Source organism: Sphingopyxis sp. H073 (assembly GCF_001468395.1).
Lineage (GTDB): Bacteria > Pseudomonadota > Alphaproteobacteria > Sphingomonadales > Sphingomonadaceae > Sphingopyxis.
In genome coordinates this window covers 180,093-205,882 of the sequence record NZ_LNSG01000002.1, presented here as the reverse complement: position 1 = coordinate 205,882, position 25,790 = coordinate 180,093, and the positions used below count along the sequence as shown (strand labels likewise).

The following is a 25,790-nucleotide window of genomic DNA, read 5'->3' as shown; positions in this document are numbered from 1 at the left end:
TTATGGTCAACAAAGCGTTAACGACCATGGCAGTTTTTGTGGATAGCCGCGACAACCGGCAGAAATGCGGGGATTTTTGACGCGATCAGCCGACGGCAAGATTGTCGATCAGGCGCGTTTTCCCGATCCGTGCTGCCGCAAGCAGGCGGGCGGGCTCGCTGAACTCGGTCAATCTTTCGAGGCTGTCGGCGCTGGCGAGCGCGACATAATCGACGCTGTCGAAGCCGCCTTTGACGATCTCCGCCTCGGCCTTCGCCAGCGTCCCGGCGACGTCGGCGCCGCCCGCGATCGCCTTCGCGGCAGCCTTCAGCGCGTTCGGAAAGGCGGCGGCCGCCTTGCGCTCGGCTGCGGTCAGATAGGCGTTGCGCGACGACAGCGCGAGCCCGTCCTTGGCGCGCGCGATCGGTGCGCCCAAGATATCGAGCGCGAAATCGAGGTCGCGCGCCATCCGGCGGATGATCGCGAGCTGCTGCCAGTCCTTTTCGCCGAAGATCGCGATGTCGGGACGGACCTGGTTGAACAATTTGGCGACGACGGTCGCAACCCCGTCGAAATGGCCAGGGCGCACCGCGCCGCAATAGTCGGCGCCGAGCTCGGCGACCTCGATATGCGTCGAATGACCGGCAGGGTACATGACCCCGACATCGGGCGCCCAGAGCAGCGCGACGCCCTCCTCGACCAGCAGCGCGGCATCCTTTGCCTCGTCGCGCGGATAGGCGGCGTAATCCTCGTTCGGGCCGAACTGCGTCGGGTTGACGAAGATCGACACGACGACATGGTCGGCGACGCGCCTTGCCATGCGAACGAGCGAAAGATGGCCCTCGTGCAGGGCGCCCATGGTGGGCACCAGCGCGACGCTTTTGCGTCCTTGCTTCAGCGCGTCGACCGCGCGGTGGAGCGTCGCAATGTCACGGATGATTTGCACGGCCGCCCGCCCTCCGATATTGGCGGCCCAACTGCCACCCCAAGCGGCTGCCATGCGCCGCCAACAGGAAAATCGCAACGGCCATGACGAAGCCCGCCCCGCACCGCATCATCTTCGCCAACGAGAAGGGCGGGACCGGCAAATCGACCTGCGCGGTGCATTTCGCGGTCGCATTGGCGAGTCAGGGCTGGCGCGTTGCCGGGATCGACCTCGACCCGCGCCAGCGTACCTTCCACCGCTATCTGGAGAATCGCGAAAATACGGCGAAGCGCCGCGATATCGCGCTGCCGACGCCGCAGTTCGAGGTGTTTGAGGGGACGACGATCGAGGAACTCGACGCGCAGGTCGAGCGGCTGACCGAAGACGTCGACTATTTCGTCGCCGATACCCCCGGCCGCGACGATGTGTTCGCGCGCCACCTCGCAACGAGCGCCGACACGCTCGTTACACCGATCAACGACAGCTTCATCGACTTCGACCTGATCGGGCAGGTCGATCCCGAGACGTTCCAGGTCACGCGGCCGAGCTTTTATTCGGAGCTCATCTGGGACGCCCGCAAGGCGCGCGCGAAGACCGACGGGCGGACGATCGACTGGATCATCCTCCGCAACCGCCTCCAGCACGTCGACGCGCACAACATGCGCCGCGTCGGCGAGGCGCTGACCCAGCTCGCGCGCCGCGTCGGTTTCCGCGTCATCCCGGGGCTCGGCGAGCGCGTGATCTATCGCGAGCTTTTCCCTGCCGGCCTCACGCTGCTCGACAAGGCGCATCTCGGCGGCATGGGGATCGGCCACGTCGTCGCGCGGCAGGAATTGCGCGAGGCGATGGCAGGGCTCAACCTGCCCGCGCGCGAGCGGATGCACCCCGACGGCGACCTGTTCGCCGCCGCCTGATTCATCCCGTTCTTCCGGCCCTGCAATAATCTTGCCAGATTGACCGCGGGCGCGTCGCTGGGGTAACGCCGCACGGGGGCTAGAACGGATCCAAGCTGCGTATGACCGACGAATCCACGACAGGCACGATGACCAGCGACGATCATGGCGTCGCCGAGCACAGGGCGCATGTCCGGGACGATGCGGCCGCGGGCAATGGACTCGCCGTCATCTCGATCGCCAAAAGCTACGACAAGCGCGTCGTCCTGTCGGATGTCTCGCTGTCGGTCGCGAAGGGCGAGGTCGTCGGCCTGCTCGGCCCGAACGGCGCGGGCAAGACGACCTGCTTCTATTCGATCATGGGGCTGGTGAAGCCCGACGCCGGGCGTATCATGCTCGACGGGTCGGATATCACCGCGCTGCCGATGTACCGCCGCGCGATCCTTGGCCTCGGTTATCTGCCGCAGGAAACCTCGATCTTTCGCGGCATGACCGTCGAACAGAATATCGGCGCGGTGCTCGAACTTGCCGAACCCGACAAGGTGTCGCGCGAACGGCGGCTCGAGGAGCTGCTCGACGAATTCGGTTTGGCGCGGCTGCGCGATTCGTCCGCGATGGCGCTCTCGGGCGGCGAACGGCGCCGCGCCGAAATCGCCCGCGCGCTCGCCGCAAACCCTTCGATCATCCTGCTCGACGAACCCTTCGCGGGCATCGATCCCTTGTCGATCAGCGACATTCGCGATCTCGTCGCGGACCTCAAGACGCGCGGCATCGGCGTCCTGATCACCGACCATAATGTGCGCGAGACGCTCGACCTCGTCGACCGCGCCGCGATCATCTACGACGGCAAGGTGCTGCTTGCCGGTTCGCCGGCCGAACTCGTCGCCGACCCCGAGGTGCGCCGCCTCTACCTCGGCGAGGGCTTCTCGCTTTGACCTTTGGTGTCTTACACCAAGAAAAAAATCCGTGTGTCCCCGCGAAGGCGGGGACCCATCTCCGGTGGTTTCAAGATGGCGCCGACCGGAGATGGGCTCCCGCCTTCGCGGGAGCGCGCAAGATAGTGAACTAAACGCCGATGGCGTTGGGTCCGCGCCTCGATTTACGCCAGTCGCAATCGCTGGTGATGACGCCGCAGCTACAGCAGGCGATCAAACTGCTTGCGCTGTCGAACCTCGAACTCGAGGCCTATCTGGCCGAGGTGCTCGAGGGCAATCCGCTCCTCGACGCCTCGCCCGCCGACCGCGATGATGGCGGATCCGATGAGGGCGGCGATGAAGCCCCCGTCGCCGCGGTGTCGGGCGAGACCGATACCGACCAGGCGCTTTCCTCTGACGCAGGCACCGCCGACGACCTCGACGTCGATTTCGGCGAAGAACGCTTTCATCACGACAGCGCGAGCGATTCGGTCGGTCTGTCGGGCGCGAGCGAGGACATCGACTTCGACAGCTTTGCCGAGCATGACGGAACGCTCCACGACCATCTGATGGCGCAGGTCGGCGAGCGGTTCGACGGGATCGAGGCGATCGTCGCGGGCCAGCTCGTCGCGCTGATCGACGAGGCGGGCTACCTGCGCGCCGACCTCGCCGAGCTTGCCGCGCAACTTGGCGTGCCGCTCGCCTTGCTCGAATCGGTGCTGGCGGGCATCCAGCTATTCGATCCCTCCGGCGTCGGCGCGCGCGATCTCGCCGAATGCATCGCGATCCAGGCGCGCGAGGCCGACCGCTACGACCCCGCGATGGCCACCATGATCGCGCACCTCGATCTCGTCGCGAAGGGCGCCTTCCCGCAATTGAAACGCATCTGCGGGGTCGATGACGAGGATCTCTCCGACATGATTCGCGAGCTGCGCGGCTATGATCCCAAGCCCGGCCTCAAATATGGCGGCGAGGGCGCACAGGCGGTGGTGCCCGACCTGTATGTGCGCCAGACGGCCAAGGGCTGGGCGGTCGAGGTCAACAGCGGCACCCTGCCGCGGCTCCTCGTCAACCGCCGCTATTATGCCGAACTCGCGCAGGGCGCGGCGGCGAAGAGCAAGGCGTGGCTGTCCGAGCAACTCGCCGGCGCCAACTGGCTCGTCCGCGCGCTCGACCAGCGCCAGCGCACGATCGTCAAGGTCGCGAGCGCGATCGTGAAGCAGCAGGAGGGGTTTTTCCTGCACGGTGTCGCGCATATGCGGCCGCTGACCTTGCGGCAGGTCGCCGAGGAGATCGGCATGCACGAATCGACCGTCAGCCGTGTGACGAGCAACAAATATCTGAGCTGCGCCCGCGGGCTGTTCGAACTCAAATATTTCTTCTCGTCGGGCATTTCGGCGACCGAGGGCGATGGCGCGGTGTCGGCCGAGGCGGTGAAGAGCCGGATCAAGGCGATGATCGAGGCCGAAGACCCCAAGGCGATCCTCTCCGACGAGACGATCGCACAGAAGCTCTCGGCCGAGGGTCACGACATCGCGCGGCGCACCGTAGTCAAATATCGCGAGGCGATGGGCTATGGCTCGTCGGTGCAGCGGCGGCGGCAAAAGGCGCTGGCGGGGTAATTCTCTCCTCGTCACCCCGGACTTGATCCGGGGTCCACGACTTCGGTGCTATATGGATCCCGGATCAAGTCCGGGATGACGAAAAAGGGGCGGCAGGCGGTTGACTTTTTCCGCCCTTCCCCATAGTTGCGCCGCTTCGCGTCAATACGCCAAGATTTACGGACAGAGATCATGAAGATTCGCAACAGCCTGAAGTCGCTGAAGGACCGCCACCGGGATAACCGCGTTATCCGTCGCCGTGGCCGCACCTATGTGATCAACAAGACCAACCGCCGCTTCAAGGCGCGCCAGGGCTGAACGTCCTGCCGGGACTTATGTCCCGCGCGCATAGCCAAGCTAGCGTAACGCCGTCGGATGCTTCCGGCGGCGCTTTCGCGTGTCTGGAGGACGCATGATTCGCCCCATAATTCGCCGATGCGTGATCTTCGATGTCGGCCGCGTCCTGTTCGACTGGGATCTGCGCCATCTCTTCGCGAAACTGATCGACGATCAGGATCAGCTCGAATGGTTCGTGACCAACGTCGTCACGCCCGAATGGCATTTCCAGCACGACGCCGGCCGCCCGCTCGCCGAGATGCTGCCCGAGCTGAAGGCCGAATATCCGGCGCATGCGCCCCTGATCGACGCCTATGCGACGCGCTTCAACGAGACGATCCCGGGACCGATGCCCGGCAGCCTCGAACTGGTCGAGCGGCTCGACGAGGCGGGCGTGCCGCTGTTCGCGATCACCAATTTCGGGCACGAATTCTGGGAAGGATTCCGCCCGACCCAGCCGGCGTTCGACCGCTTTCAGGGCATCATTGTCTCGGGCACCGAAAAGCTGATGAAACCCGACCCGGCGATCTACGCCCTCGCGATCGAGCGATTCGGCATTGATCCCGCGGGCGCGTTCTTCATCGACGATGTCGCGCACAATATCGCGGGCGCCGAATCGGTCGGCATAGCGGGGCACCAGTTCGTCGATGCGGCGACGCTGGAACGCGAGTTGATCGCGCGGGGGTTTCTGACCAGCTAAGCAGGCCCCATCTTATTTCACGCGAAGACGCGAAGGCGCGAAGAGGTCGGCTCGGGCGACAGGCTTTTTTTGGCTTTTCATCCGCCCGGTTTGTCGCGGCGTCGGAAAAGAAAGCCGCTTTGCGGCCAACGCGATCTCTTCGCGCCTTCGCGCCTTCGCGTGAAATATTCGGAAATCTACTTCTCCACCCCGAGCTGCGTCAGCACGAAGGCGAATTCCTCGGCATCCTCGCGCAGCGCGCCCCAGCGGCCCGATTTGCCGCCATGGCCCGCGCCCATGTTGGTGCGCAGCAACAAGGTTGCATCGTTGGTGCGCGTCGCGCGAAGCTTCGCGACCCATTTCGCGGGCTCCCAATAGGTCACGCGCGGGTCGTTGAGCCCCGCCGACACCAGCATCGGCGGATAGGCTTTTGCGGTCACATTGTCGTAGGGGCTGTAGCTCAGCATATAATCGAACGCGGCCTTGTCGGTGACCGGATTGCCCCATTCGGGCCATTCGCCCGGGGTCAGCGGCAGCGTGTCGTCGACCATCGTGTTGATGACGTCGACGAAGGGCACGCCCGCGAGCACCGCGCCCCAAAGCTCGGGCGCCTCGTTATAGATCACGCCCATCACCTGCCCGCCCGCCGAGCGGCCCTCGACCGAAATCTTGCCGGCCGAGGTATATTTCTTCGCGATCAGCCCCTTGGCGACGTCGATGAAATCGTTGAAGCTGTTCTTGCGCTCGGTCGTCTTGCCCGCAAGGTACCAGGCGCGGCCCATGTCGTCGCCGCCGCGGACATGCGCGATCGCATAGATCATGCCGCGATCGACGAGGCTGAGCCGCGTCGTCGAAAAGCCCGGCGGCACGCGGTAGCCGTAACTGCCATAGGCATAGAGATGCATCGGCGCGCTGCCGTCGAGTTTCGTCCCTTTCTTGTAAACGAGCGAGGCGGGGATCATCGTCTTGCCGTCGCGGCTCGGCAGATTAACCCATTCGGTTACATATTGCGTGGCGTCATAACCCGAAGGGATTTCCTGCACCTTCAGCGTCTCGAGCTTGCCGGTCGCGAGATCATAGTCATAGACGGTGTCGGGGGTGACCATCGATTCATAGTCGAGCCGCAGCTTGTCCTGATGATATTCGGGATTGTCGCCGAGACCCGCAACGTACGTGGCCTCGGGGAATTTGATCCGGCCGGGGGTCAGCGGCGCGTCATAGCGGCGGATATCGACCTGATCGAGTCCGTCCTCGCGCGCCTCGATCACGAAATAGTCGCGGAACACCGACAGGCCGGTGATGTAGCTGTGGTCCGATCCCGGGATCAGCGTCGTCCACTTGCCCGGCGCCTTGATGCTCGCGGTCGCCACACGGAAATTCGGATGCTCGTCGTTGGTGTGGATGTAGAGCGTGCCGTCGCGTTCGTCGACGCTGTACTCGCGGCCCTTCTGCCGCGCCGAAACGAGTTGCAGCGGGGCTTCGGGATTGTCGGCGGGGAGCAGATAGACCTCGCTCGTCTCGTTGTCGCCCGTCGCGATCACGATATAATTGTCGGCCGCGGTCTTTCCGATCCCGACCCCGAAGCCGATGTCGGGCTCCTTGTAGAGCAGCTTGTCGTCGGCGACGGGCGTGCCGAGCTTGTGCAGCCGGACATTGTCGGTGCGCCAGTTCTCGTTCGCCAGGCCATAGAGGATCGCGTCGTTGCCCGAGGTCCAGACGAGCGACGACAGCGTGCCCGGAATGACGTCGGGCAGCAGTTCGCCGGTCTCGAGGTTGCGGACGCGCGCCTCGAACCGCTCCGATCCATTGTCGTCGAACGAATAGGCCATCAGCTTGCCGTTCGGGCTGATCGACAGCTCGGCGAGGCGGAAATATTCCTTGCCTGCGGCCATCGCGACCTCGTCGAGGATCAGCTGCGCCTCGCCCGAGCCTGACGCTGGCTTCCGGTACCATTTCTTATACTCGGCGCCTTCCTCGAACTCGACCCAGTAGAGCCAGTCGCCGTCCTTCTGCGGCACGCTCGAATCGGCTTCCTTGATGCGGCCCTTCATCTCCTGGAACAGCGTCTCGACCAGCTTTGCATGAGGCTTCATCGTCGCGTCGAAATAGGCGTTCTCGGCCTTCACATAATCGAGGATGTCGGCGTCATCGATCACCGGATAGCTCTGGTCGCGGAGCCAGTAATAGGGGTCGGACAGCGTCGTGCCGTGCAGGGTCGTCTCGTGGGGCCGCCTGTCGGCGACCGGGGCGGCGGGGCTGTTGGTCAATTCGTCTCTTTCTCTTGGGCAAGGGCAGCTGGGGCAAAGGCACTCGGGGACGCGACAAGCGGGGTGGTAATTGCGGCCAGAAACATCCAAATAGCGCGCATTGAAAACCCCGCAGCATCGCCCCGATCGGGCAGGATGGCTGCGATGTAGGAACAAGGAACCAGCCATGTCCAGCCCCGTCCCCGGCACTATTTACGCAGAGCGTCTCGCCCGCCTCCGCGCCGAACTCGCCGCGCGCGGCCTCGGCGGCTTCGTCGTGCCGATCAGCGACGAGCATATGAGCGAATATGTCGGCGCCTATGCGCAGCGCATGGCGTGGCTGACAGGCTTCGGCGGCTCGGCCGGGACCGCGGCGGTGCTGCCGACAAAGGCCGCGGTGTTCGTCGACGGGCGCTATACGGTGCAGGTGCGCGATCAGGTCGATGGCACGCTGTTCGACTATGTCGGCGTGCCGCAGTCGAGCGTTGCCGAATGGCTCGGTGCCAATGTCAGTGCGGGGCAGAAGGTCGGTTACGATCCATGGCTCCACAGCATCGACTGGGCACGGAATCTGGAAAAGGCGCTCGCCGCGAAGGGCGTGAGCCTCGTCGCGGTGACGCCGAACCCGCTCGACGCGGCGTGGGACGACCAGCCCGCGCCGAGTAACGCGGTGGTGACGGTCCATGACACGGCATTGGCCGGCCAGAGCGCGGTCGAAAAGCGCGAGATCATCGCCGACTGGCTGAAAGCCAAGGGTCTCGACACGACGGTGATGACCGCGCTCGATTCGATCGCCTGGACCTTCAATATCCGCGGGCAGGACGTCAGCCACACGCCGGTCGGGCTCGCGTTCGCGCTGCTCCATGCCGACGCGACCGCCGATCTGTTCATCGCGGCCGAAAAGGTCACCGACGCGGTGCGCGCGCATCTCGGCAACAGCGTGCGGATCCACGATCGCGACGCGTTCGAGACGGCGCTCGCCGACCTGTCGGGCAAGGCGGTCGCGGTCGATCCCGACCGCGCCGTCGCCGCAATCTTCACCGCACTCGAAGCGGCGGGTGCAAAGGTGGAGCGCCATCGCGACCCTGCGGTGCTGCCCAAGGCGATCAAGAACGACACCGAACTCGACGGCACGCGCGCCGCGCACGTCCGCGACGGCGTCGCGGTCGCGCGTTTCCTGAAATGGATGGAAGAGGTCGCGCCCGAGGGGAATCTCGACGAACTCGGCGCCGCGGCGAAGCTTCGCGAATTCCGTGATGCGAACGGCGCGCTCAAGGATCTGTCGTTCGACACCATCTCGGCCGCCGGGCCGAACGGCGCGCTGCCGCACTACAAGGTCGACGAGACGACCAATCGCGCGATCGAGACCGGCACGCTTTACCTCGTCGATTCGGGCGGGCAATATGCCGACGGGACAACCGACATTACGCGCACGATCGCGATCGGCACCCCGACCGCCGAGATGCGCCGCCGCTTCACGCAGGTCCTGAAGGGCCACATCGCGCTTGCGACCGCGCGCTTCCCCAAGGGGACGCGCGGCAGCCAGCTCGACATTCTCGCGCGCCAGTATCTCTGGGCCGACGGGGTCGATTATGCCCATGGCACCGGGCATGGCGTCGGGACCTATCTGGCGGTACATGAGGGGCCGCAGCGCATCGCCAAGCCCGCCGGCGGGCAGGCCGGGACCGAGGAGCCGCTCCACGCGGGCATGATCCTCTCGAACGAGCCCGGCTATTACAAGGCGGGCCATTTCGGGATCCGCATAGAGAATCTGGTCATCGTCACCCCGCAGAGCATCGCGGGCGCCGAGGAGGAGATGCTGGGGTTCGAAACGATCACCTTCGCCCCGATCGCGCAGAACCTCGTCGACGTCGCGCTGTTGTCCGACGCCGAGGCCGACTGGCTCGACGCCTATCATGCCGAGGTGCTGGAGAAGCTCGGCGCGGGCATGGCGGGCGAGGAGCGCGCCTGGCTCGAGGCCGCCTGTGCGCCGCTCGACCGCACTCCCGCCGCGCTCGCCGCATGACTGACGCCCGCAGCGCCGTGCCGCTCGCCGATTTTCGTGTGCAGGAGCGTGTGCGCGTGCGTTTCAACGAGATCGACGGCCAGAATATCGTCTTCAACGGCAATTATCTGGTCTATGCCGATATCGGCGTGACCGAATATTTCCGCGCGCTTGGCGAAGGGCAGCCCGGCCCCTATTTTCACCAATATGGTACAGACATTCGCGAAACGCATTGCGAAATCGACTATCATGCGCCGGCCCGCCTCGACGAACTGATCACGATCGCGGCGCGGATCAGCGCCTTCGGGCGGACGAGCTTTACGCTCCATTGCGGGATTTTCCGCGGCGAAGAGCGGCTGACCGACATCGAAATCAGCTATGCGCATATCGATTCGGACAGCGGGCAACCGACGCCGCTGCCGGGCAGCTTCATTGCCGAAGTGCGGCGATTCGAATCGCGCACACCCGTTCAGGGCTGATTCGCGGCCGGTCCGATTCGAACCGGATCGTATTTCTCGATCAAAAAAGTCGGGTTTTCTGCCGCAAACGGCAAAAAAAGGGCCGCCCGAAGGCGGCCCGTGAAAGTTTTGGGAGAGGATGCCTAAAAGGCAAGTGTGTTATTGCACTGCACAATGAATGCTGCAACTGCGAAAAGAGCATCCGTAATTGCATTTTTTGCAATCGAGAACGTTACCATCGGTCACATCGCGCAATCGACGCGCCTCTCGCCAATCGCGCCAACATCCCCTAAATTGGCGTCATGGGAATGTTCAACAATTGGGATGTCGGCGGCGGGATCGCCGATTTCTGGGCCTACATCCGCGAACCGCGTCCGCATCGCTGGGCGAGCTGGGGCGTCGCGATCGTGCTGCCGATCGTGGTGATCTGGGGGTTTTCCAAATATCTCATCCCGTATGAAAAGCCCAAGCCGACGATCGTCTATTTCGAAAATTGGCAGGCGACGCGCAGCGAGGCCGATATTCGCGCCGACTGGGTGAAGCGTGCCAAGGAGACGACACTCCGCAACGCGCAGAAGCGTGCCGAGTATCAGCGCTTCGCCGACAGCCTGGGAATCGACTATGATTCGAGCGAGGCCGACAAGGTGACGCGCGAGACGCTGGGCGAAGATGTCGCGGCGGCGGCGAAAGAGAAGAAGCCCGCACCGCCGAAGCGCTCGACGCTTGCCGAACGCGCGGCCCGCGGTCCGGCCGCCCAAACGCAGCCCTGATGCAGCGGCCGCCTTCCGACGCCGACTGGATGGCGGCCACCGTCGCGCTGTCGCGGCGCGGCCGGCCGGCGTCGGCGCCCAATCCCAATGTCGGGTGCATGATCGTCAGGGACGGGTGTGTCGTCGCGCGCGGCTGGACCCAGGCCGGCGGGCGCCCGCACGCCGAAGCGGTGGCGCTGGCCGCTGCGGGCGATGCGGCGCGCGGCGCGACCGCTTATGTCAGCCTCGAACCCTGCGCGCACGCCAGCCCGCGCGGGCCCTGCTGCACCGACCTGTTCGTCGCGGCGGGGATCGCGCGCGTTGTCATCGCCACGCGGGATCCCGACCCGCGCACCGACGGCGCCGGGATCGCTCGCCTGCGCGCGGCAGGAATCGAGGTCGAGACGGGCCTTCTTGCCGCCGAGGCCCGGACCGCGATGGCGCCCTGGTGGACGCGGCAGAGCGAAGGGCGGCCGTTCGTGACGCTCAAGCTCGCCACCTCGCTCGACGGCTGTATCGCGATGGCCGACGGGTCGAGCCGCTGGATCACGGGGGAGCGCGCACGCGCCCACGGCCATCTCGAGCGCGCGAGCCATCAGGCGATCCTCGTCGGCCGCGGCACGCTCGCGGCCGATGCGCCGACGCTCGATGTCCGCTTGCCGGGTCTTGAGGATCGCAGCCCGAAACGGCTGGTGCTGACATCGGGCGCGCCGACCGAGGGCTGGACCGCCGTCGCCTCGCCCGCTGCGGTGGCGGGCGTCGATTCGCTGCTCGTCGAGGGCGGCGCGGGCGCGGCCTCGGCCTTCGTCGCCGCCGACCGCGTCGACCGGCTTTTGCTCTACCGCGCGCCGATCCTGATCGGGGGCGGCAAGCCAGCGCTCGGCGACATCGGCCTCTCCGACCTCGCCGACGCGCACGGCCGCTGGCGGCTCGCCGACAGCCGCCTGCTTGGCAGCGACCGGCTCGACGTCTACGAGCGCATCAGGATCATTTGAGGGCTTTTATGTTCACCGGCATCATCACCGACATCGGCACCATCCGCAGCCGCGAGGATCGCGGCGACACCCGCCTCGTCATCGGCACGCGCTACGACGTCGATGGCATCGACCTCGGCGCGTCGATCGCCTGCTCGGGGGCGTGCCTGACGGTGGTCGACAAGGGCGTCGACGAGGGTAGCAACGGCCCCGGCGGCTGGTTCGCGATCGACGCCAGCGCCGAAACGCTGGCGCGCACGGCCCCGGGCATGTGGGACGCGGGGCGCCGCCTGAACCTCGAACGTGCGCTCAAGATCGGCGACGAACTGGGCGGGCATATCGTCACCGGCCATGTCGACGCCGTCGGGCGCATCGTCGCGGTCGAGCCCGTCGGCGACAGCGTCAAGGTGACGGTCGAGGCGCCTGCCGAGCTCGCGCCCCACATTGCGCCCAAGGGTTCGATCACCCTCGATGGCGTATCGCTGACCGTGAACGAGGTGAGCGACCAGCCGGGCGGAGCCGCGCATTTCACGCTCAACATCATCCCGCACACACAGGAGATGACGACGCTCGACGAAGCGGTCCCGGGCCGCCCGGTCAACCTCGAGATCGACATCCTCGCGCGCTATCTCGCGCGGATGCAGGCGCGCGGGGCCTAATTCCTACTCGTCATTGCGAGCGAAGCGAAGCAATCCAGAGCGACTTTATGCACACTCTGGATTGCCGCGTCGCCTTCGGCTCCTCGCAATGACGACGATTTTGAAAGAGGCTAACCTTCGATCCAGCTCGCTGCCAGCTCGGGATCCGCTGCGATCATCGACCGCCGCATCGCGACGCGGCCGATGCGCAGCAGCTCGGCTTTGCGCCGCGCTGGGGCGAGGTTGCAGTTCGCGGCCTCGCGAACGACCGCCGCACCATAGCGGTCGGCGATGATCAGGCCCGAGCTTTCCGGGCGATAATCGGGTGTATCGAGAATCGCTGGGTCGAGTCCCGATGCCAGCGCCCAATAAAAGCGGTCGCACCAGTCGCAATAGTCGGGCCATTTGCCGTCGCCGTGCAGGTCGGCACGGCTGACCTTGATCTCGACGATCGTGATATTTCCCTTGGCGTCGATCGCGGTGAGGTCGGTGCGCCGCCCGTTGGGCAGCGTCACTTCGGGGATCGCGACCAGCCCCTGCTGCGCGAACAGCCGGCATACGCCGCGCGCGACATCCGCGGCGGTCAGCAGGTCAGTCGCCATGGGTCAAAGTCCTCGGAACGGCCAGACCGTCAGAACGGGACGTCGTCGTCCAGATCGTCGTCGAAGGGCGGGCGTCCGCCGCTACCGCCCGAGCTGCCGCCACCGCCCTGGTTCCAGCCGCCGCCCGAGCTTCCGCCCGACGCGCCGCCGCCTTGATCCCAGCCGCCGCTCGATCCGCCGCCGCCCTGGTTCCAGCTGTCGCCGCCGCGCGAACCGCCGCCGCCGCCGCCGGGCGCGCCGTCGAGCATGGTCAGCGTGCCGCCCATGCCGGCGATCACGACCTCGGTCGTATATTTGTCGTTGCCGTCGCGGTCCTGCCACTTGCGGGTGCGCAGCGAGCCTTCGATGTAAACTTTCGAGCCCTTCTTGAGGTAGCGCTCGACGACGCCGACCAGCCCGTCGCCGTTGATGACGACATTATGCCATTCGGTGCGCTCCTTGCGCTCGCCGGTCATCCGATCCTTCCACTGTTCGGAGGTCGCGATGCGGATATTGGCGATCTTGCCGCCGTTCTGGAACGACTTGATTTCGGGATCGGCGCCGAGGTTGCCGATAAGAATTACCTTGTTGACGCTGCCAGCCATCCGCCGCTCCGCTCCGCTCAAAAGTTGGAAGGATCAGCCTAGGCCAAAGGCGACGGCTGTCCAGTAAGTGATACCTGCTGCGGCATAGGCGAGCAGGAACAAATAGCCAACCATGAACATGGGCCATTTCCACCCGTTCGTCTCCCGCCGGGTGATCGCGATCGTCGAAATGCACTGCGGCGCAAAGACAAACCAGGCGAGGAAAGCGAGCGCGGTCGCGAGGCTCCATTTGCCCTGCAGCCGCTCGCCCAGCGTCTCGGCCATCGCCGCCTCGTCGCCGTCGGCATCGATCGCATTCGCGGTCGCCATCGCCGACACCGCGACCTCGCGCGCCGCCATCGCAGGGATCAGCGCGAGCGCGATGTCATGGTTGAAGCCGATCGGCTTGACGACCACTTCGAGGCCGCTCGCGATGCGGCCGGCGACGCTATATTCGACCTGGCTCTGCCCCACGGGCGCCTTCGGAAAGCTCAGCAGCAGCCAGAGGACGACGGTGGTCATCGCGATGATCGTGCCCGCGCGGCGCAGGAATATCCACGCGCGCTGCCACAGCGCGATCGCGATGTCGCGCGCGCGCGGCCATTGATAGCGTGGCATTTCCATCATGAAGCCCGCGGCATTGCCTCTGGTCACCGACCGGCGGAGGACATAGGCGACGAGCAACGCGCCGACGATGCCGCTCAAAAACAGGCCGAAGAGGACGAGGCCCTGGAGGCCGACCGGGGTTCCGCCGACGTTTCGCGCCGGAATGAAGGCGCCGATGACCAGCGCATAGACGGGCATCCGGGCCGAACAGGTCATCAGCGGGGCGATCAGGATCGTCGTCAGTCGGTCCTTTTCGTCGGGAATGGCGCGCGTCGCCATGATCCCCGGTACCGCGCAGGCGAAACTGGACACCAGCGGGATGAAGCCACGTCCCGACAGACCGACCTTGCCCATCAGCCCGTCCATCAGGAATGCCGCGCGCGCCATATAGCCCGACGCCTCGAGCAGCAGGATGAAGAGGAAGAGGATCAGGATCTGCGGCAGGAAGACGATCACCGCGCCGACCCCGGCGAGCACCCCCTCGACGATCAGCCCGCGCAGGAAAGTGTCGGGCATGGTGTCGACCACCCAGCCCTGCAGCATGCCGATCCCGCTCTCGAGGAAATCGGCAGGGGCCTCGGCGGCAGCATAGACCGACTGGAACATCACGAACATCAGCGCGAGCAGGAGGGCGAAGCCCCCGATCGGGTGGAGCACGATCGAATCGACGCGCTGCGTCCAGCGCCGGACCGGCGTCTCGCTGAGCGTCGCGGCGCGCGCGAGCGCTCGGGCGCGCTGGTGGAGCGAAGCGTCGCTGCGCGGCGCGGGGACGACTTCGCGCGGCTCGTGCGTGCGGATCGCGTCATCGACCGCTTCGAGAAGATCGGCGAGCCCGCGTTTGCGCACCGCCACCGTCGGGACGACGGGTACGCCGAGTTCGCGCGCCAGCCGCTGGGGATCGAGGGTCAGCCCGTCGCGCTCGGCAAGGTCGAGCATGTTGAGCGCCACCACCGTCGGCAGGCCGAGCGCGAGCAGTTCCAGCGCAAAACAGAGATGATTGTCGAGGTTCGCGGCGTCGACGACGACGATCAGCGCGTCGGGGCGCTTCTCGCCCTCCTGTTTGCCGAGCACGACGTCGCGCGTCACCGCCTCGTCGAGGCTCGCAGGAGTCAGGCTGTAGGTGCCGGGCAAGTCGATCAGGGCGATCGGGCGTCCGTCGGCGAAGCTTGCATGACCCGCCTTCCGCTCGACGGTGACGCCGGGGTAATTGGCGATCTTCTGCCGCGCGCCGGTCAGCGCGTTGAACAGGCTCGACTTGCCGGCATTGGGATTGCCGACCAGGGCGATGGAAGGAATCGGACCGGTCATGCCGCTGCCGGCTCGACCTCGATCGCCGCGGCCTGTCGCGACCGGATGATGACCTTCATGCGGCCGATGGTCAGCGCCAGCGGGTCGCGCGAAAAGAGGCTGCCGCGATGGAGCGGCACGATCTCGCAGCCCTCCATCAGCCCGAATTCGCGCAGGCGCCGGCCTTCGTCGACCGATATCGCATTCCAGTCGATGCGCGTGATGCGCACCGCGACGCCCAGGGGCGCCCTATCGAGCAAGGCTGTCATTTGCGAGCGATTATCAATATCGGCTGGCGAATGCCAGCCCCCTTTGCGCCTGCGTCCTTGCGCCCGCTTAATCAGCGCCCCGGATAGCGCAGCCGCCCGACGAAGCGCGCGAGGCTCGGGCGTTCGATGCCGCGCGCGGCGCGGCGGTGCTTCCAGCTTTCGAACCGCATCACCTGATCGATCCGGCGCGCAAGGAAAGCGCGCGTTTCGGCGAAATCCTCGCTCTCGTCGTTCAGGAACACCGCCATCGTCGATCCATAGACGGCGCCGAGGATCGTGCGCTTGCTGTAGTGGTTGAAATCGGTCGCGGTGTCGCCGGCGAGCTTCCACATCAGGTCGGCGGCGCGCCAGCCGAGCTTTGCCGCGTGCGGGGCGTTGGTCGGAAGCGCCAGCAGGGCGAGCGCACGGCGCAGCGATTCGCGGTTGGGCGCGAGCAGGGCGATGCGCGTCTCGACGAGCGTTGTGATCCGCTCGCGGATTTTCAACGTGGCGAGCTTCTCGGCCGGCCAGCGTTCGGCCATGCGCGCGTCGATATCGGCGAACCAGGCGTCGACCATGTCGCGCGCACCGCCGGGAAAGGCGAGCTTCGCGACGTCGATATCGACACCGAGGCGCGTCGCTGCGTCGGCGAGCGCCCCGGTGCTAAAGCCGTCGAACGGCGCATTGTCCGCGATCAGCGGCGCGAGCGCGGCGCGGATCTCGTCGAGGGTCGGGTCGGCGGGAAGGGTGGTAGCCATGCGCATCAGATAGGCCGCGCGGCGCGGCTCGGCAACCGGATCAAGACGAGCGCCGCGCCGACCAGCATCCCGCCGAAAATATCGACCGGGCCGAGCAGCTCGTCGAAGACGATCCAACCCGCGAATGCTGCGATCGCGGGTTGGACAAGCAGCGTCAGCCCGATCACGAGCGGCGAGAAGCGCGGGAGCGACCAGGTCATCAGCCCCTGCCCGACGATCTGGCTGGTCAGCGCGAGCAGGATCAGCGGGCTCCAGTCGTGCGGCATCACCCGCTCGCCGAGCGCGAGCGCCGTGCCAAGCAGGATCGGGACGCAGACGAACGAGGCGATCGACAGCGCGGTCCAGGGCGCGACCGTCCCGCGCACGCGCTGCATCAGGATGACATAGCCGGTGTAGAGCACCCCCGCGAGCAGGCTGAGCAGGTCGCCGACCAGATAGGCGGGCGAAAGCTCATAGCTCTGGCCCATCAGCAGCGCCGACCCCGCGAAGGCGAACAGGATCGCAAGCGCCTGCCACCCGCGCGGCCACGCGCGCGTCACGACGATCGTCCAGATTACGAGCAGCAGGCTGGCCGAGTTGCCGAACAGCGTCGCGTTGGCGACCTTGGTCTGCAGGATCCCGAGGTGCCAGGCGGCGAGGTCGAGCGCGAAGAATACGCCCGCCGCGGCGGCAATGCCGACCGCGGGGCGCGGCGGCAGCCGCCCGCCGCTCTCGCGCCACGCGAGCGCGAGGAGAAAGGGCAGCGCGAGGGTCATGCGCCAGAAGGCCGAAGCGGTCGGCCCGGTATCGGCGAGCCGCACGAGCATCGCGCCGATCGATAGCGCGATATTGCCGCCGAGCAGCGCGAGGAACGCCCAGCGGGTCGATGCCACGCCCTTTCGGGTCTCTGCGTCGAGGCGTTCGATCTTGGCTGTCATTTAGATTTTCTTTTGCTACCCACCATTGTGCCGGCGCCGCGGCGTCCATAGCTTCGCGGGCCATAGCGACGACCGATGGGGCCGTCGCGAATAAAGTGAGACGTGGAGGAACCATGGCCGTATCGCTGTTCGATCCGATCAAACTGGGCGCCATCGAGGCGCCGAACCGCATCATCATGGCGCCGCTGACGCGCGGCCGCGCCGGCCCGGGTTTCGTGCCCAACGAGCTCGCGCGCGAATATTATCGCCAGCGCGCCGCGGCGGGGCTGATCATCTCCGAAGCCACCGGCATCTCGCAGGAAGGTCTCGGCTGGCCGAGCGCGCCGGGCCTGTGGACCGAGGCACAGGTCGAGGGCTGGAAGCCGGTGACCGACGCGGTCCACGCCGCGGGCGGGCGCATCGTCGCGCAGCTCTGGCACATGGGCCGTTTGGTCCATTCGGTGTTCAACGACGGCAAGCAGCCGGTGTCGGCCTCGGCGACCAAGGGTGTCGGCCGCGCGCATACGCCGGTCGGGCGCCTCGACCTCGAGGAAGCGCGCCCGCTCCGCCTCGACGAGATTCCGCGTGTGATCGCCGATTATGCGAAGGCTGCCGAGAATGCGAAGAAGGCCGGTTTCGACGGAGTGCAGCTCCACGGCGCCAACGGCTATCTGATCGACCAGTTCCTGCGCGACGGGTCGAACCTGCGCGACGACGATTATGGCGGGCCGGTCGAAAACCGCATCCGCCTGCTCCGTGAAGTTACCGAGGCGCTGGTCTCGGTCTGGGGTGCCGATCGCGTCGGCGTGCGCCTGTCGCCCAACGGCGAAACGCAGGGCGTCGACGACAGCGCGCCCGAAAAGCTGTTCCCGGCGGCGGCGGCGGCGCTCGATGCGCTCGGCATCGCCTTCCTCGAACTGCGCGAGCCCGGCCCCGACGGCACGTTCGGCCGTACCGACGTGCCGAAACAGTCGCCCGCGATTCGCCAGGCGTTCAAGGGTCCGCTGATCCTCAACAGCGACTATGACGTGGCGAAGGCAGAAGACGCGCTTGCCAGCGGTCTCGCCGACGCGATCGCCTTCGGACGGCCCTTCATCGGCAACCCCGACCTCGTCGAGCGCATCCGCACCGGCGCCGAATGGGCCGCGGACAACCCGCAAACCTGGTATTCTCCGGGCCCCGAGGGATACACCGACTATCCGGCGCTGGTCACGGCGTAACGCAACCGAAAGCGAGCGAAGGGCCGGGCGGGCGACCGTTCCGGCCCTATCCTTTTTCGGCGATCGCCTTGTCGACGATCCCCGCGCCGATCGGGCCGAGGATATTGCCGCCGAAGCGGAACAGCAGGAAGGCGCCGACGAAGAGCAGGATCGGCTGGACGATCAGCGCCACGATCGCCGCGGCGACGACCACAAAGAACAGCGTCACGAAACCGCCGCTCAGCACCTGCTGACCCTTGGGGCCCAGTTCGAGGGTGCGCGGACCCTTGGCATCCCACCATTTGCCGGTGACGATCGTCTTGCGGCCGCCTGCTTGCGGCGCGGGCCTGTCGGCGATTCGCGCAGGCTTTGCGTTCGATTGCAGGACGGGCCGATCGCTCGGCTGCTGATTCCACGGCCGCTTGCCGCGCTCGGCGATCGCGGCGGCGACGCGCGCCTTGCCCTCGGTCGCGGCCGGCGTGGCTTGCTGGACGGGTGCGGGCCGCGCGCTCAGCCCCGATTCGGCTCGCGCCGCGGCCGATAGGTCGGGGGCTGTGCTCGCTTTGGTGGGCCGGATCGGCTCGACGCCCAGGCTGCGGTCGTGCAGGTCCATGCGCTCGGCGGCGCTGAGCGGGGTCTGGCCGGTCTCCCGGTCGATGACCACCAGCCGCCCGCCGCGCTCGACGACGGAGTAACGGCTGGGGGGTGGTCGATCAGCCAATGCCGAATTGTTCCTTCAGGGCCAGCATCGCGAGCGCGGCCTTCGCCGCTTCGCCGCCCTTATCCTTGCGCGTCTTGTCGGCGCGCGCAAGCGCCTGTTCTTCATTCTCGACGGTCAGGATGCCGTTGCCGATCGCAAGCCCGTCGAGCGTCAGCGCCATGATGCCGCGCGCGCTCTCGTTCGAGACCACCTCGAAATGATAGGTTTCGCCGCGGATCACGACGCCCAATGCGACATAGGCGTCGTAGCGTCCGCTGTCGGCGGCGAGCGAAATCGCGGCGGGGACTTCGAGCGCGCCGGGGACGGTCACGGTGTCGTGGCTGTGCCCCTCGGCCTCGAGCGCGCTTTTCACGCCGTCGATCAGCATGTCGTTGAGATGGCTGTAGAAGCGGGCTTCGACGATCAGGACGTGCGCCATCAGGCTTCTCCGGGAATGGGGCGTTCGCCGACGACCGACAGGCCATAGCCTTCGAGTCCGACGATGTTGCTGTGGGTGGGGGTGAGCAATTCCATCGCATGAACGCCAAGGTCGGCGAGGATCTGTGCGCCGATGCCATAGGTTCTGAGGTCCATGCCGGCGCCCGGTGCCGCCGGTTCGGCGTCGGCCGACCCAGGAAGCGGACGCATCAGCATCACGATGACGCCGGCACCGGCTTCGCCGATCGCGTCCATCGAGCGCTGCAGGCGGCGTTTCCTGGGGCCGGGGCGGCCCATGATGTCGTCGAAGATCGAGACCGCGTGCATGCGCACCAGCGTGACGCCCGCAGGGTCGACCGGCCCCTTCTGGAGCACCAGATTGACGCTGCCGTCGACCTTGTTGCGATAGGATTTGAGGCGCCAGTCGCCGCCATAATCCGATTCGAACGGTTCGTCGGCGACGCATTCGACCAGCCGGTCGGTGCGGCTCCGATACGCGATCAGGTCGGCGATCGTTCCGATCTTCAGCCCGTGGCGGCGCGCGAAGGGGATCAGGTCGTCGAGCCGCGCCATCGTGCCGTCGTCGTTCATGATCTCGCAGATCACGCCCGAGGGGTTGAGCCCCGCGAGGCGCGCGATGTCGACCGACGCCTCGGTATGGCCGGCGCGGACAAGCACGCCGCCGTCGCGCGCGATCAGCGGAAAGACATGGCCGGGGGTGACGATGTCGTCGCGGCCCTTCGATGCGTCGATCGCAACCGACACCGTGCGCGCGCGGTCGGCGGCCGAAATGCCCGTGGTCACGCCCTCGCGCGCCTCGATCGAGGTGGTGAAGGCGGTTTCATGGCGGGTGCCGTTGTTGCGGCTCATCAGTTCGAGCCCGAGCGTCTCGACGCGGCTGCGCGTCAGCGTCAGGCAGATTAGGCCGCGCCCGTGCGTCGCCATGAAATTGATCGCATCGGGGGTCGCCATCTGCGCGGGAATGACCAGGTCGCCCTCATTCTCGCGATCCTCGTCGTCGACGAGGATGAACATGCGGCCGTTGCGCGCCTCGGCGATGATCTCCTCGGGCGTTGCCATCGGGGAGATGTCGCTGCCGGTCGCGAGCCAGTTTTCCAGCTTGCGCAGCGTGTCGGCGGTGGGGTTCCAGCTTTCCGAATCGAGATCGCGAAGGCTGTTGGCGTGAAGGCCCGCGGCGCGCGCCAGTCCCGAGCGGGACATGGTCCCTTCGTCGACGATGGAGCGGATGCGGTCGATGAGCTGTGTGGACATGGCGACGATGTCTCACATCACAATGTGATTGTCAATCCAGATATCACATTCCACAATTCTCTTAAGCCGTCGCGCTAGTTGCTCGGCCCGAAGGTCGGCCCCAGCTGGCGCCCCGGCGCGTCGGGCTTGGCGTCGAGGATCGACAGCAACTGGCCGGTGCGGTCGTCGCGCTTGGCATAGTCGCGCGCCGACATGCCCGCGATATGGTCGGCCTTGTCGGGGCTGGCGCCATTTTTGACGAGCAGCCGCACCATCGCGACATTCTTGGCCTGCACCGCCAGGATCAGCGCGGTCTCGCCGCGCCGGTTGGTCTGGTCGACCGGCGCCCGGCTCTGGATCAGCTCCTCGGCGCCCTCGGTGAAGTTGAGCAGCGCGCTGTGCATCAGCGGGGTGACGCCTTGCCGGTCGGCGATCGACGGATCGGCGCTTTTCGCCAGCAGGAAACGCAGCCAGTTGAGGTCGCGGCGCTTGGTCACGATCGCCAGCGCGGTCTCGCCCGTGTCCGGATTGCGTGTGTTGATCAGCGTCGGGTCGTTCTTCAGCGCGTCGGTCGCCTTTGTCCCGTCGCGGTTGTCGACCGCCGACAGAAAGGCGTATCCGCCGCGGAATTGCGCGATCGCCGGGCTCGCGACGAGCGCGCCCGCGATCAAAAGGAGAGAGGCAAGGCGGAATTCCGCGCGTCGGAACATGATGGAAGAGACCCCTGGCAGCTTGAGTCGGTCGGACGACAAAGGTTGATTTTCGTGGCGTAGCCGATCAAGGCTGGCCGCATGATGAATATCGCAATTATGGGGCAAAAGCTTGCCCGTTCAAGCCTGCTCCTGTTTGCCGCGACCGCGCTCGCCGCGTGCGGCGCCCCCGGCGGCACGCCCGAGGCGACGCCGCCGCTCGCCGGCGCGAAGATCGGCGGCCCGTTCACGCTGACCGACCAGAACGGCAAGACCGTGTCCGATACCGACTTTGCGGGACGATATCGCCTCGTCTATTTCGGCTACAGCTATTGCCCCGACATCTGCCCGGTCGACCTGCAGAAGCTGATGCGCGGCCTCGCGGCGTTCGAGAAGAGCGATCCGGCGCGCGGGGCGAAAGTGGCGCCGATCTTCATCACCGTCGATCCCGAACGCGACACGCCCGCCGCGCTCAAACCCTTCGTCAGCCGCTATCATCCGCGCCTGCTCGGACTGACCGGCACGCCCGAACAGATCGCGGCGGTCGCGAAGGCGTTCGTCGTCACCTACAACAAGGTGCCGGGGTCGGCGCCCGACAGATATCTGATGGCGCACAGCCAGCTCGCCTTCCTGATGGACCCCGACGGCAAGCCGCTTGCGCTGCTGCCGCTCGACGACCCCTCGACCGAGCCCGACGAGGGCGCGCCCGGCAAGGTCGCCGCCGATCTGGCGAAGTGGGTCAAGTAGTGGCCCGCGAGGCGCAGCCCTTCTGGGAAGCGCCGCTCGCCAGCCTCGATGCCGGGCAGTGGGAGGCGCTGTGCGACGGTTGCGGCAAATGCTGCCTCCACAAGCTCGAGGATGAGGATACGGGGCGCATCTATCCGACCAACGTCGCGTGCCGCCTGCTCGACCTGACAACGGCGCGCTGCGGCGATTACAAGCATCGTCGCCGCCACGTCCCCGATTGCCTGACGCTGACCCGCGCAAAAGTCGACGACCTTATATGGTTGCCGCAGACCTGCGCCTATCGCCTGCGCGCCGAAGGCGAACCGCTGCCCGAATGGCATTATCTCGTCTGCGGCGACCGCGACGCCGTGCATCGCGCGGGCGAATCGATCGTCGGCTGGACCGTGAGCGAGGATGTGGCGGGGCCGCTGGAGAATCATCTTGTCGAGCGCGTGGTCTGACCCCGCGGGCGACGGCCCGCACATCCGCGTCGGCGAGACGCTGTGGCCGGTGCGGCTCGTGCACCATGCCCGGTCGCGTCGGTACAAGCTGGTCTTCGACGGCGCGCGCGGCGAGCTGCGATTGACCCTGCCCCGCCGCGCGAGCGCGGTGCGCGCGCTCAAATGGGCGAGCGAACAGCAGGACTGGCTGAGCGAACAGGTCGGCAAGTCGGTCGCGCCGGTGCTGGTCGTGCCGGGTACGGCGATTCCGTTTCGCGGCGCCGACCATCGCATCGACTGGATCGCAGGCGCGCCGCGTGCGGTGCGGATGGTGGACGGACGGCTCAGCCTGGGTGGCCCGGCGGAAACCGTCGGGCGGCGGCTCGAACGCTGGCTCAAGGCCGAGGCGCTCGACCTGATGGCGGCGGAAAGCCGCGAGATCGCGGCGCACGCGGGGCTCCGGGTCGGCCGCATCGGGATCGGCGATCCGCGCAGCCGTTGGGGCAGCTGCACGCACGACGGCGACCTCCGCTACAGCTGGCGGCTGATCCTCGCCCCCGACCATGTCCGCCGCGCGACTGTCGCGCACGAGGTCGCGCACCTCCGGCACATGGATCATGGCGCCGATTTCCACGCGCTCGTCGACGAACTCCACGACGGCGACGTCGGCGCGGCGCGCGCGTGGCTGCGCCGCGAAGGGCGCGGCCTGCACCGTTATCGGTTCGGCTGAAGCCATCCTCCCTTTGCCCGCGGCACCCTTAGCCGCCGTCGCCGTTCTGCGGGCGCGGCGCGGTTTTGGGCGCCGGTGGCGGCGTGCCCTTCGCCGGAGCGCCGCCCTTGGGCGGGGCGCCGAGTTCGGACGGCGCCGGGCGGCGGCCGGTCTGTTCCTCGATCCACTGCTGGTTCAGGACCGGGCCGTCCGGAACCGGCTGCACTGTCTGCGGGTCGGGCATGTCCTCGGGCCCGCGCATGTCATAGGGCAGCTCGATCGGCATGCCGTTGTCGTCGGTCAGCCCTTCCTGACCGGGCTCGCCCATATAGGCGTCGCCCTCGTCCTCCAGCTGCCATTCGGGCAGCTTGACCTCGGTATCGAAGGCCTCGACCGGGCGCCGGGCGACTGCGACGCGCATGTAATCGGCAAAGGCCTTGGCCGGCGCGCGGCCGCCCTGCAGCCCGCCGACGGCCTTCGCGTCGTCGCGGCCCATCCAGACGCCGGTGGTCAGCCCGCTCGAAAAACCGAGGAACCAGCCATCCTTGTTGCTCGACGTCGTGCCGGTCTTGCCCGCGACGGGGCGGCCGATCTGGGCCGCCTTGCCGGTGCCGGTGTTGACCGCGGTCTGCAAGAGGTCGGTGATGCCCGCGGCCACCCAATTGTCGACCAGCACCTGCCCGCGCTCGGCGGGGCGCTGATAGAGCAGACGACCGTCGGCGGTCGTCACCTTGGTGATGCCATAGGGCTGCACCGACACGCCCTTGCGCGCAACGGCGGCGAAGGCCGCGGTCATGTCGATCACGCGCACCTCGGCGCTGCCGAGCACCATCGAGGGGTGGGTGTTGATCGGGGTGGTGATACCGAAGCGGCGCGCCATGTTGGCGACCGCCGAGAAACCGACCTCGTCGCCCAGCTTCGCGGCGACGGTGTTCACCGAATAGGCAAAGGCGGTGCGCAGGTCCATCGTCCCCGCGAAGCGCCCCGACGAGTTGCGGGGCGACCAGCCGTTGATCGTGACCGGCTCGTCGACCACCTGGTCGTCGACCTTATACCCCGCTTCGAGCGCGGCCATATAGACGAACAATTTCCACGCCGACCCCGGCTGGCGTAGCGCCTGCGTCGCGCGATTGTAGTTCGAGGTGACATAGTCGGTGCCGCCGACCATCGCGCGCACCGCGCCGTCGCGGTCGATCGACACCAGCGCCGCCTGCACGCCCTTCGGTGTGTCGGCCTGGATCGCGGCGGTCGCCGCACGCTGCATGTTGAGGTCGATCGTCGTATAGACGTCGAGCGCCTCGGTGCCTTCGTCGATCAGCAGGTCGAGCTGCGGCAGCGCCCAGTCGCTGAAATAGCGCGCGCTGTTCTGCCCTGTTTCCTGCGCAAGCTGGACATTGGCGGGCTCGGCGCTGTCGGCCTGGCTGCGGGTGATGAAGCCGCCATCGACCATCGTGTCGAGCACCACGCCCGCGCGGCCGAGCGCGGCCTGCGCGTCGGCGGTCGGCGAATAGCGCGACGGCGCCTTGACCAGCCCCGCGACCACCGCGGCCTCGGAGAGCGACATCTGCGTCGCGCTGTGGCCGAAGAAGCGGCGCGACGCGGCGTCGATGCCATAGCTGCCGCCGCCGAAATAGACCTTGTTGAGATAGAGTTCGAGCAGCTCGTCCTTCGAGAACTTCCATTCGAGCGCCATCGCGAGCACCATTTCGCGCAGCTTGCGCGTCCAGGTGTAGCTGTTCGACAGGAAGATGTTGCGCGCGAGCTGCTGGGTGATCGTCGACGCGCCCTGCATCCGGCGCCCCGTGCCATAATGCTGGACCGCGAACACAGCGGCGCGGCTCATGCCGACGGGGTCGATCCCCGGATGATAGCGGAAGCGGCGATCCTCGACCGCGACCATCGCGTCCTGCATCACCTGCGGCGTCTCGTCGAGCGTCAGCCAGCGGCCGTAATTCGGGCCCAGTGACAGGAACACCGTGCCGTCTGCCGCGTGGACGCGGATCGTCTGGCCCGCGGGCGAGCGCTTCAGTTCCTCGAAGCTCGGGATGCGCTGCACCGCGATGCCGACCGCGACCGCGACCGCGATCGCGCCGACCAGCGCCAGCCCCAGGCCCCAGCGGAACAGCCGCCGGACCCAGAGCCGGAACCGCGACGGCGGGGGCTTGGGCCCGGACGAACCGGACCCTTTGCCCGCGGATGACGATTTACCTGATGATGCCTGCTGTCGTTCGCGACGCAAAGTAGTCTGTTCCTTCCTGCGCCCCTGATGCGTCAGTGCCGG

Annotated in this window: 27 protein-coding genes; 14 read left to right on the top strand and 13 right to left on the bottom strand. The window is 66.9% G+C overall.

Going from position 1 to position 25,790, the window contains the following annotated elements; translation table 11 throughout:
• Positions 1-85 precede the first annotated feature (85 nt).
• A complete protein-coding gene (gene panC / locus ATE64_RS03905; protein WP_058457491.1) occupies positions 86-925 on the bottom strand; it encodes a pantoate--beta-alanine ligase in 840 nt (279 codons plus the stop codon).
• Between the two features lie 83 nt (positions 926-1,008).
• On the opposite strand from panC, the gene ATE64_RS03900 reads away from it, so the two are divergent.
• The 5 genes from ATE64_RS03900 to ATE64_RS03880 all read left to right on the top strand — a co-directional run bounded on the left by ATE64_RS03900 (position 1,009) and on the right by ATE64_RS03880 (position 5,348).
• Positions 1,009-1,818: a division plane positioning ATPase MipZ gene (locus tag ATE64_RS03900; RefSeq protein WP_058457492.1), complete on the top strand. Its 810-nt coding sequence runs from the start codon at positions 1,009-1,011 to the stop codon at positions 1,816-1,818.
• A gap of 101 nt (positions 1,819-1,919) precedes the next feature.
• Entirely contained in the window at positions 1,920-2,732 is an 813-nt protein-coding gene (gene lptB, locus ATE64_RS03895; RefSeq protein ID WP_058457493.1) for an LPS export ABC transporter ATP-binding protein, read from the top strand.
• A gap of 140 nt (positions 2,733-2,872) precedes the next feature.
• Complete coding sequence (gene rpoN / locus ATE64_RS03890; protein WP_058457494.1) at positions 2,873-4,333, top strand: RNA polymerase factor sigma-54; 1,461 nt, start codon at positions 2,873-2,875, stop codon at positions 4,331-4,333.
• Between the two features lie 171 nt (positions 4,334-4,504).
• Positions 4,505-4,630 (top strand): type B 50S ribosomal protein L36, encoded by a 126-nt coding sequence (ykgO, locus tag ATE64_RS03885; protein ID WP_003046794.1) that lies wholly within the window; start codon positions 4,505-4,507, stop codon positions 4,628-4,630.
• 94 nt (positions 4,631-4,724) lie between these two features.
• Positions 4,725-5,348: an HAD family phosphatase gene (locus ATE64_RS03880; RefSeq protein WP_058457495.1), complete on the top strand. Its 624-nt coding sequence runs from the start codon at positions 4,725-4,727 to the stop codon at positions 5,346-5,348.
• A gap of 176 nt (positions 5,349-5,524) precedes the next feature.
• Here the strand turns inward: ATE64_RS03880 and ATE64_RS03875 are convergent, their stop codons facing one another.
• Complete coding sequence (locus ATE64_RS03875) at positions 5,525-7,594, bottom strand: S9 family peptidase (RefSeq protein ID WP_058457496.1); 2,070 nt, start codon at positions 7,592-7,594, stop codon at positions 5,525-5,527.
• Between the two features lie 166 nt (positions 7,595-7,760).
• Here ATE64_RS03875 and ATE64_RS03870 point away from each other — a divergent pair, with 166 nt between their 5' ends.
• From ATE64_RS03870 to ATE64_RS03850, 5 genes are all read left to right on the top strand, one after another.
• On the top strand, positions 7,761-9,599 hold the full coding sequence (locus tag ATE64_RS03870; RefSeq protein ID WP_058457497.1) for an aminopeptidase P family protein: 1,839 nt from the start codon (positions 7,761-7,763) through the stop codon (positions 9,597-9,599).
• Positions 9,596-10,057, top strand: a complete 462-nt coding sequence (locus ATE64_RS03865; protein ID WP_058457498.1) for a thioesterase family protein — start codon at positions 9,596-9,598, stop codon at positions 10,055-10,057. Before ATE64_RS03870 ends, ATE64_RS03865 begins: the two co-directional genes overlap by 4 nt.
• 287 nt (positions 10,058-10,344) lie before the next feature.
• Positions 10,345-10,806, top strand: coding sequence for a hypothetical protein (locus ATE64_RS03860; protein ID WP_082657708.1), 462 nt, complete (start codon positions 10,345-10,347; stop codon positions 10,804-10,806).
• Between the two features lie 29 nt (positions 10,807-10,835).
• Positions 10,836-11,780: a bifunctional diaminohydroxyphosphoribosylaminopyrimidine deaminase/5-amino-6-(5-phosphoribosylamino)uracil reductase RibD gene (gene ribD, locus ATE64_RS03855; RefSeq protein ID WP_058457516.1), complete on the top strand. Its 945-nt coding sequence runs from the start codon at positions 10,836-10,838 to the stop codon at positions 11,778-11,780.
• Positions 11,781-11,788: 8 nt separating this feature from the next.
• Positions 11,789-12,418: a riboflavin synthase gene (locus tag ATE64_RS03850; protein WP_058457500.1), complete on the top strand. Its 630-nt coding sequence runs from the start codon at positions 11,789-11,791 to the stop codon at positions 12,416-12,418.
• A gap of 110 nt (positions 12,419-12,528) precedes the next feature.
• Here the strand turns inward: ATE64_RS03850 and ATE64_RS03845 are convergent, their stop codons facing one another.
• From ATE64_RS03845 to ATE64_RS03820, 6 genes are all read right to left on the bottom strand, one after another.
• Positions 12,529-12,999: an MmcB family DNA repair protein gene (locus ATE64_RS03845; RefSeq protein ID WP_058457501.1), complete on the bottom strand. Its 471-nt coding sequence runs from the start codon at positions 12,997-12,999 to the stop codon at positions 12,529-12,531.
• 29 nt (positions 13,000-13,028) lie between these two features.
• Positions 13,029-13,583, bottom strand: coding sequence for a single-stranded DNA-binding protein (ssb, locus tag ATE64_RS03840; RefSeq protein ID WP_058457502.1), 555 nt, complete (start codon positions 13,581-13,583; stop codon positions 13,029-13,031).
• A gap of 33 nt (positions 13,584-13,616) precedes the next feature.
• On the bottom strand, positions 13,617-15,476 hold the full coding sequence (locus ATE64_RS03835; protein ID WP_058457503.1) for a ferrous iron transporter B: 1,860 nt from the start codon (positions 15,474-15,476) through the stop codon (positions 13,617-13,619).
• Positions 15,473-15,724: a FeoA family protein gene (locus tag ATE64_RS03830; protein WP_058457504.1), complete on the bottom strand. Its 252-nt coding sequence runs from the start codon at positions 15,722-15,724 to the stop codon at positions 15,473-15,475. The genes ATE64_RS03835 and ATE64_RS03830 overlap by 4 nt, the downstream gene beginning before the upstream one ends.
• Before the next feature lie 71 nt (positions 15,725-15,795).
• Positions 15,796-16,461, bottom strand: a complete 666-nt coding sequence (locus tag ATE64_RS03825; protein WP_156416467.1) for a COQ9 family protein — start codon at positions 16,459-16,461, stop codon at positions 15,796-15,798.
• A 5-nt stretch (positions 16,462-16,466) separates the two neighbouring features.
• Positions 16,467-17,378, bottom strand: a complete 912-nt coding sequence (locus ATE64_RS03820; protein WP_058457506.1) for a DMT family transporter — start codon at positions 17,376-17,378, stop codon at positions 16,467-16,469.
• A gap of 113 nt (positions 17,379-17,491) precedes the next feature.
• On the opposite strand from ATE64_RS03820, the gene ATE64_RS03815 reads away from it, so the two are divergent.
• On the top strand, positions 17,492-18,577 hold the full coding sequence (locus tag ATE64_RS03815) for an alkene reductase (RefSeq protein ID WP_058457507.1): 1,086 nt from the start codon (positions 17,492-17,494) through the stop codon (positions 18,575-18,577).
• 46 nt (positions 18,578-18,623) lie between these two features.
• Here the strand turns inward: ATE64_RS03815 and ATE64_RS03810 are convergent, their stop codons facing one another.
• The 4 genes from ATE64_RS03810 to ATE64_RS03795 all read right to left on the bottom strand — a co-directional run bounded on the left by ATE64_RS03810 (position 18,624) and on the right by ATE64_RS03795 (position 21,655).
• Positions 18,624-19,277, bottom strand: coding sequence for a hypothetical protein (locus ATE64_RS03810; protein ID WP_156416466.1), 654 nt, complete (start codon positions 19,275-19,277; stop codon positions 18,624-18,626).
• Entirely contained in the window at positions 19,270-19,695 is a 426-nt protein-coding gene (gene ribH, locus ATE64_RS03805; RefSeq protein ID WP_058457509.1) for a 6,7-dimethyl-8-ribityllumazine synthase, read from the bottom strand. Before ribH ends, ATE64_RS03810 begins: the two co-directional genes overlap by 8 nt.
• Positions 19,695-20,966: a 3,4-dihydroxy-2-butanone-4-phosphate synthase gene (gene ribB, locus ATE64_RS03800; protein ID WP_058457510.1), complete on the bottom strand. Its 1,272-nt coding sequence runs from the start codon at positions 20,964-20,966 to the stop codon at positions 19,695-19,697. Before ribB ends, ribH begins: the two co-directional genes overlap by 1 nt.
• Positions 20,967-21,040: 74 nt before the next feature.
• On the bottom strand, positions 21,041-21,655 hold the full coding sequence (locus tag ATE64_RS03795) for an ankyrin repeat domain-containing protein (RefSeq protein ID WP_058457511.1): 615 nt from the start codon (positions 21,653-21,655) through the stop codon (positions 21,041-21,043).
• An 81-nt stretch (positions 21,656-21,736) separates the two neighbouring features.
• Here ATE64_RS03795 and ATE64_RS03790 point away from each other — a divergent pair, with 81 nt between their 5' ends.
• Genes ATE64_RS03790 through ATE64_RS03780 form a run of 3 tightly spaced genes read left to right on the top strand, consistent with a single transcriptional unit; the run spans position 21,737 to position 23,530 of the window.
• Entirely contained in the window at positions 21,737-22,381 is a 645-nt protein-coding gene (locus ATE64_RS03790) for an SCO family protein (protein WP_082657707.1), read from the top strand.
• The gene (locus ATE64_RS03785; protein ID WP_058457512.1) at positions 22,381-22,821 is read left to right on the top strand and encodes a YcgN family cysteine cluster protein; all 441 of its coding nucleotides are present in this window, start codon (positions 22,381-22,383) and stop codon (positions 22,819-22,821) included. Before ATE64_RS03790 ends, ATE64_RS03785 begins: the two co-directional genes overlap by 1 nt.
• Positions 22,802-23,530 carry a YgjP-like metallopeptidase domain-containing protein gene (locus ATE64_RS03780; protein ID WP_231729027.1) on the top strand — a complete coding sequence of 243 codons (729 nt, stop codon included), beginning with the start codon at positions 22,802-22,804 and terminating at the stop codon, positions 23,528-23,530. Before ATE64_RS03785 ends, ATE64_RS03780 begins: the two co-directional genes overlap by 20 nt.
• Before the next feature lie 28 nt (positions 23,531-23,558).
• Here the strand turns inward: ATE64_RS03780 and ATE64_RS03775 are convergent, their stop codons facing one another.
• The gene (locus tag ATE64_RS03775) at positions 23,559-25,634 is read right to left on the bottom strand and encodes a PBP1A family penicillin-binding protein (RefSeq protein ID WP_082657713.1); all 2,076 of its coding nucleotides are present in this window, start codon (positions 25,632-25,634) and stop codon (positions 23,559-23,561) included.
• Positions 25,635-25,790: the final 156 nt, after the last annotated feature.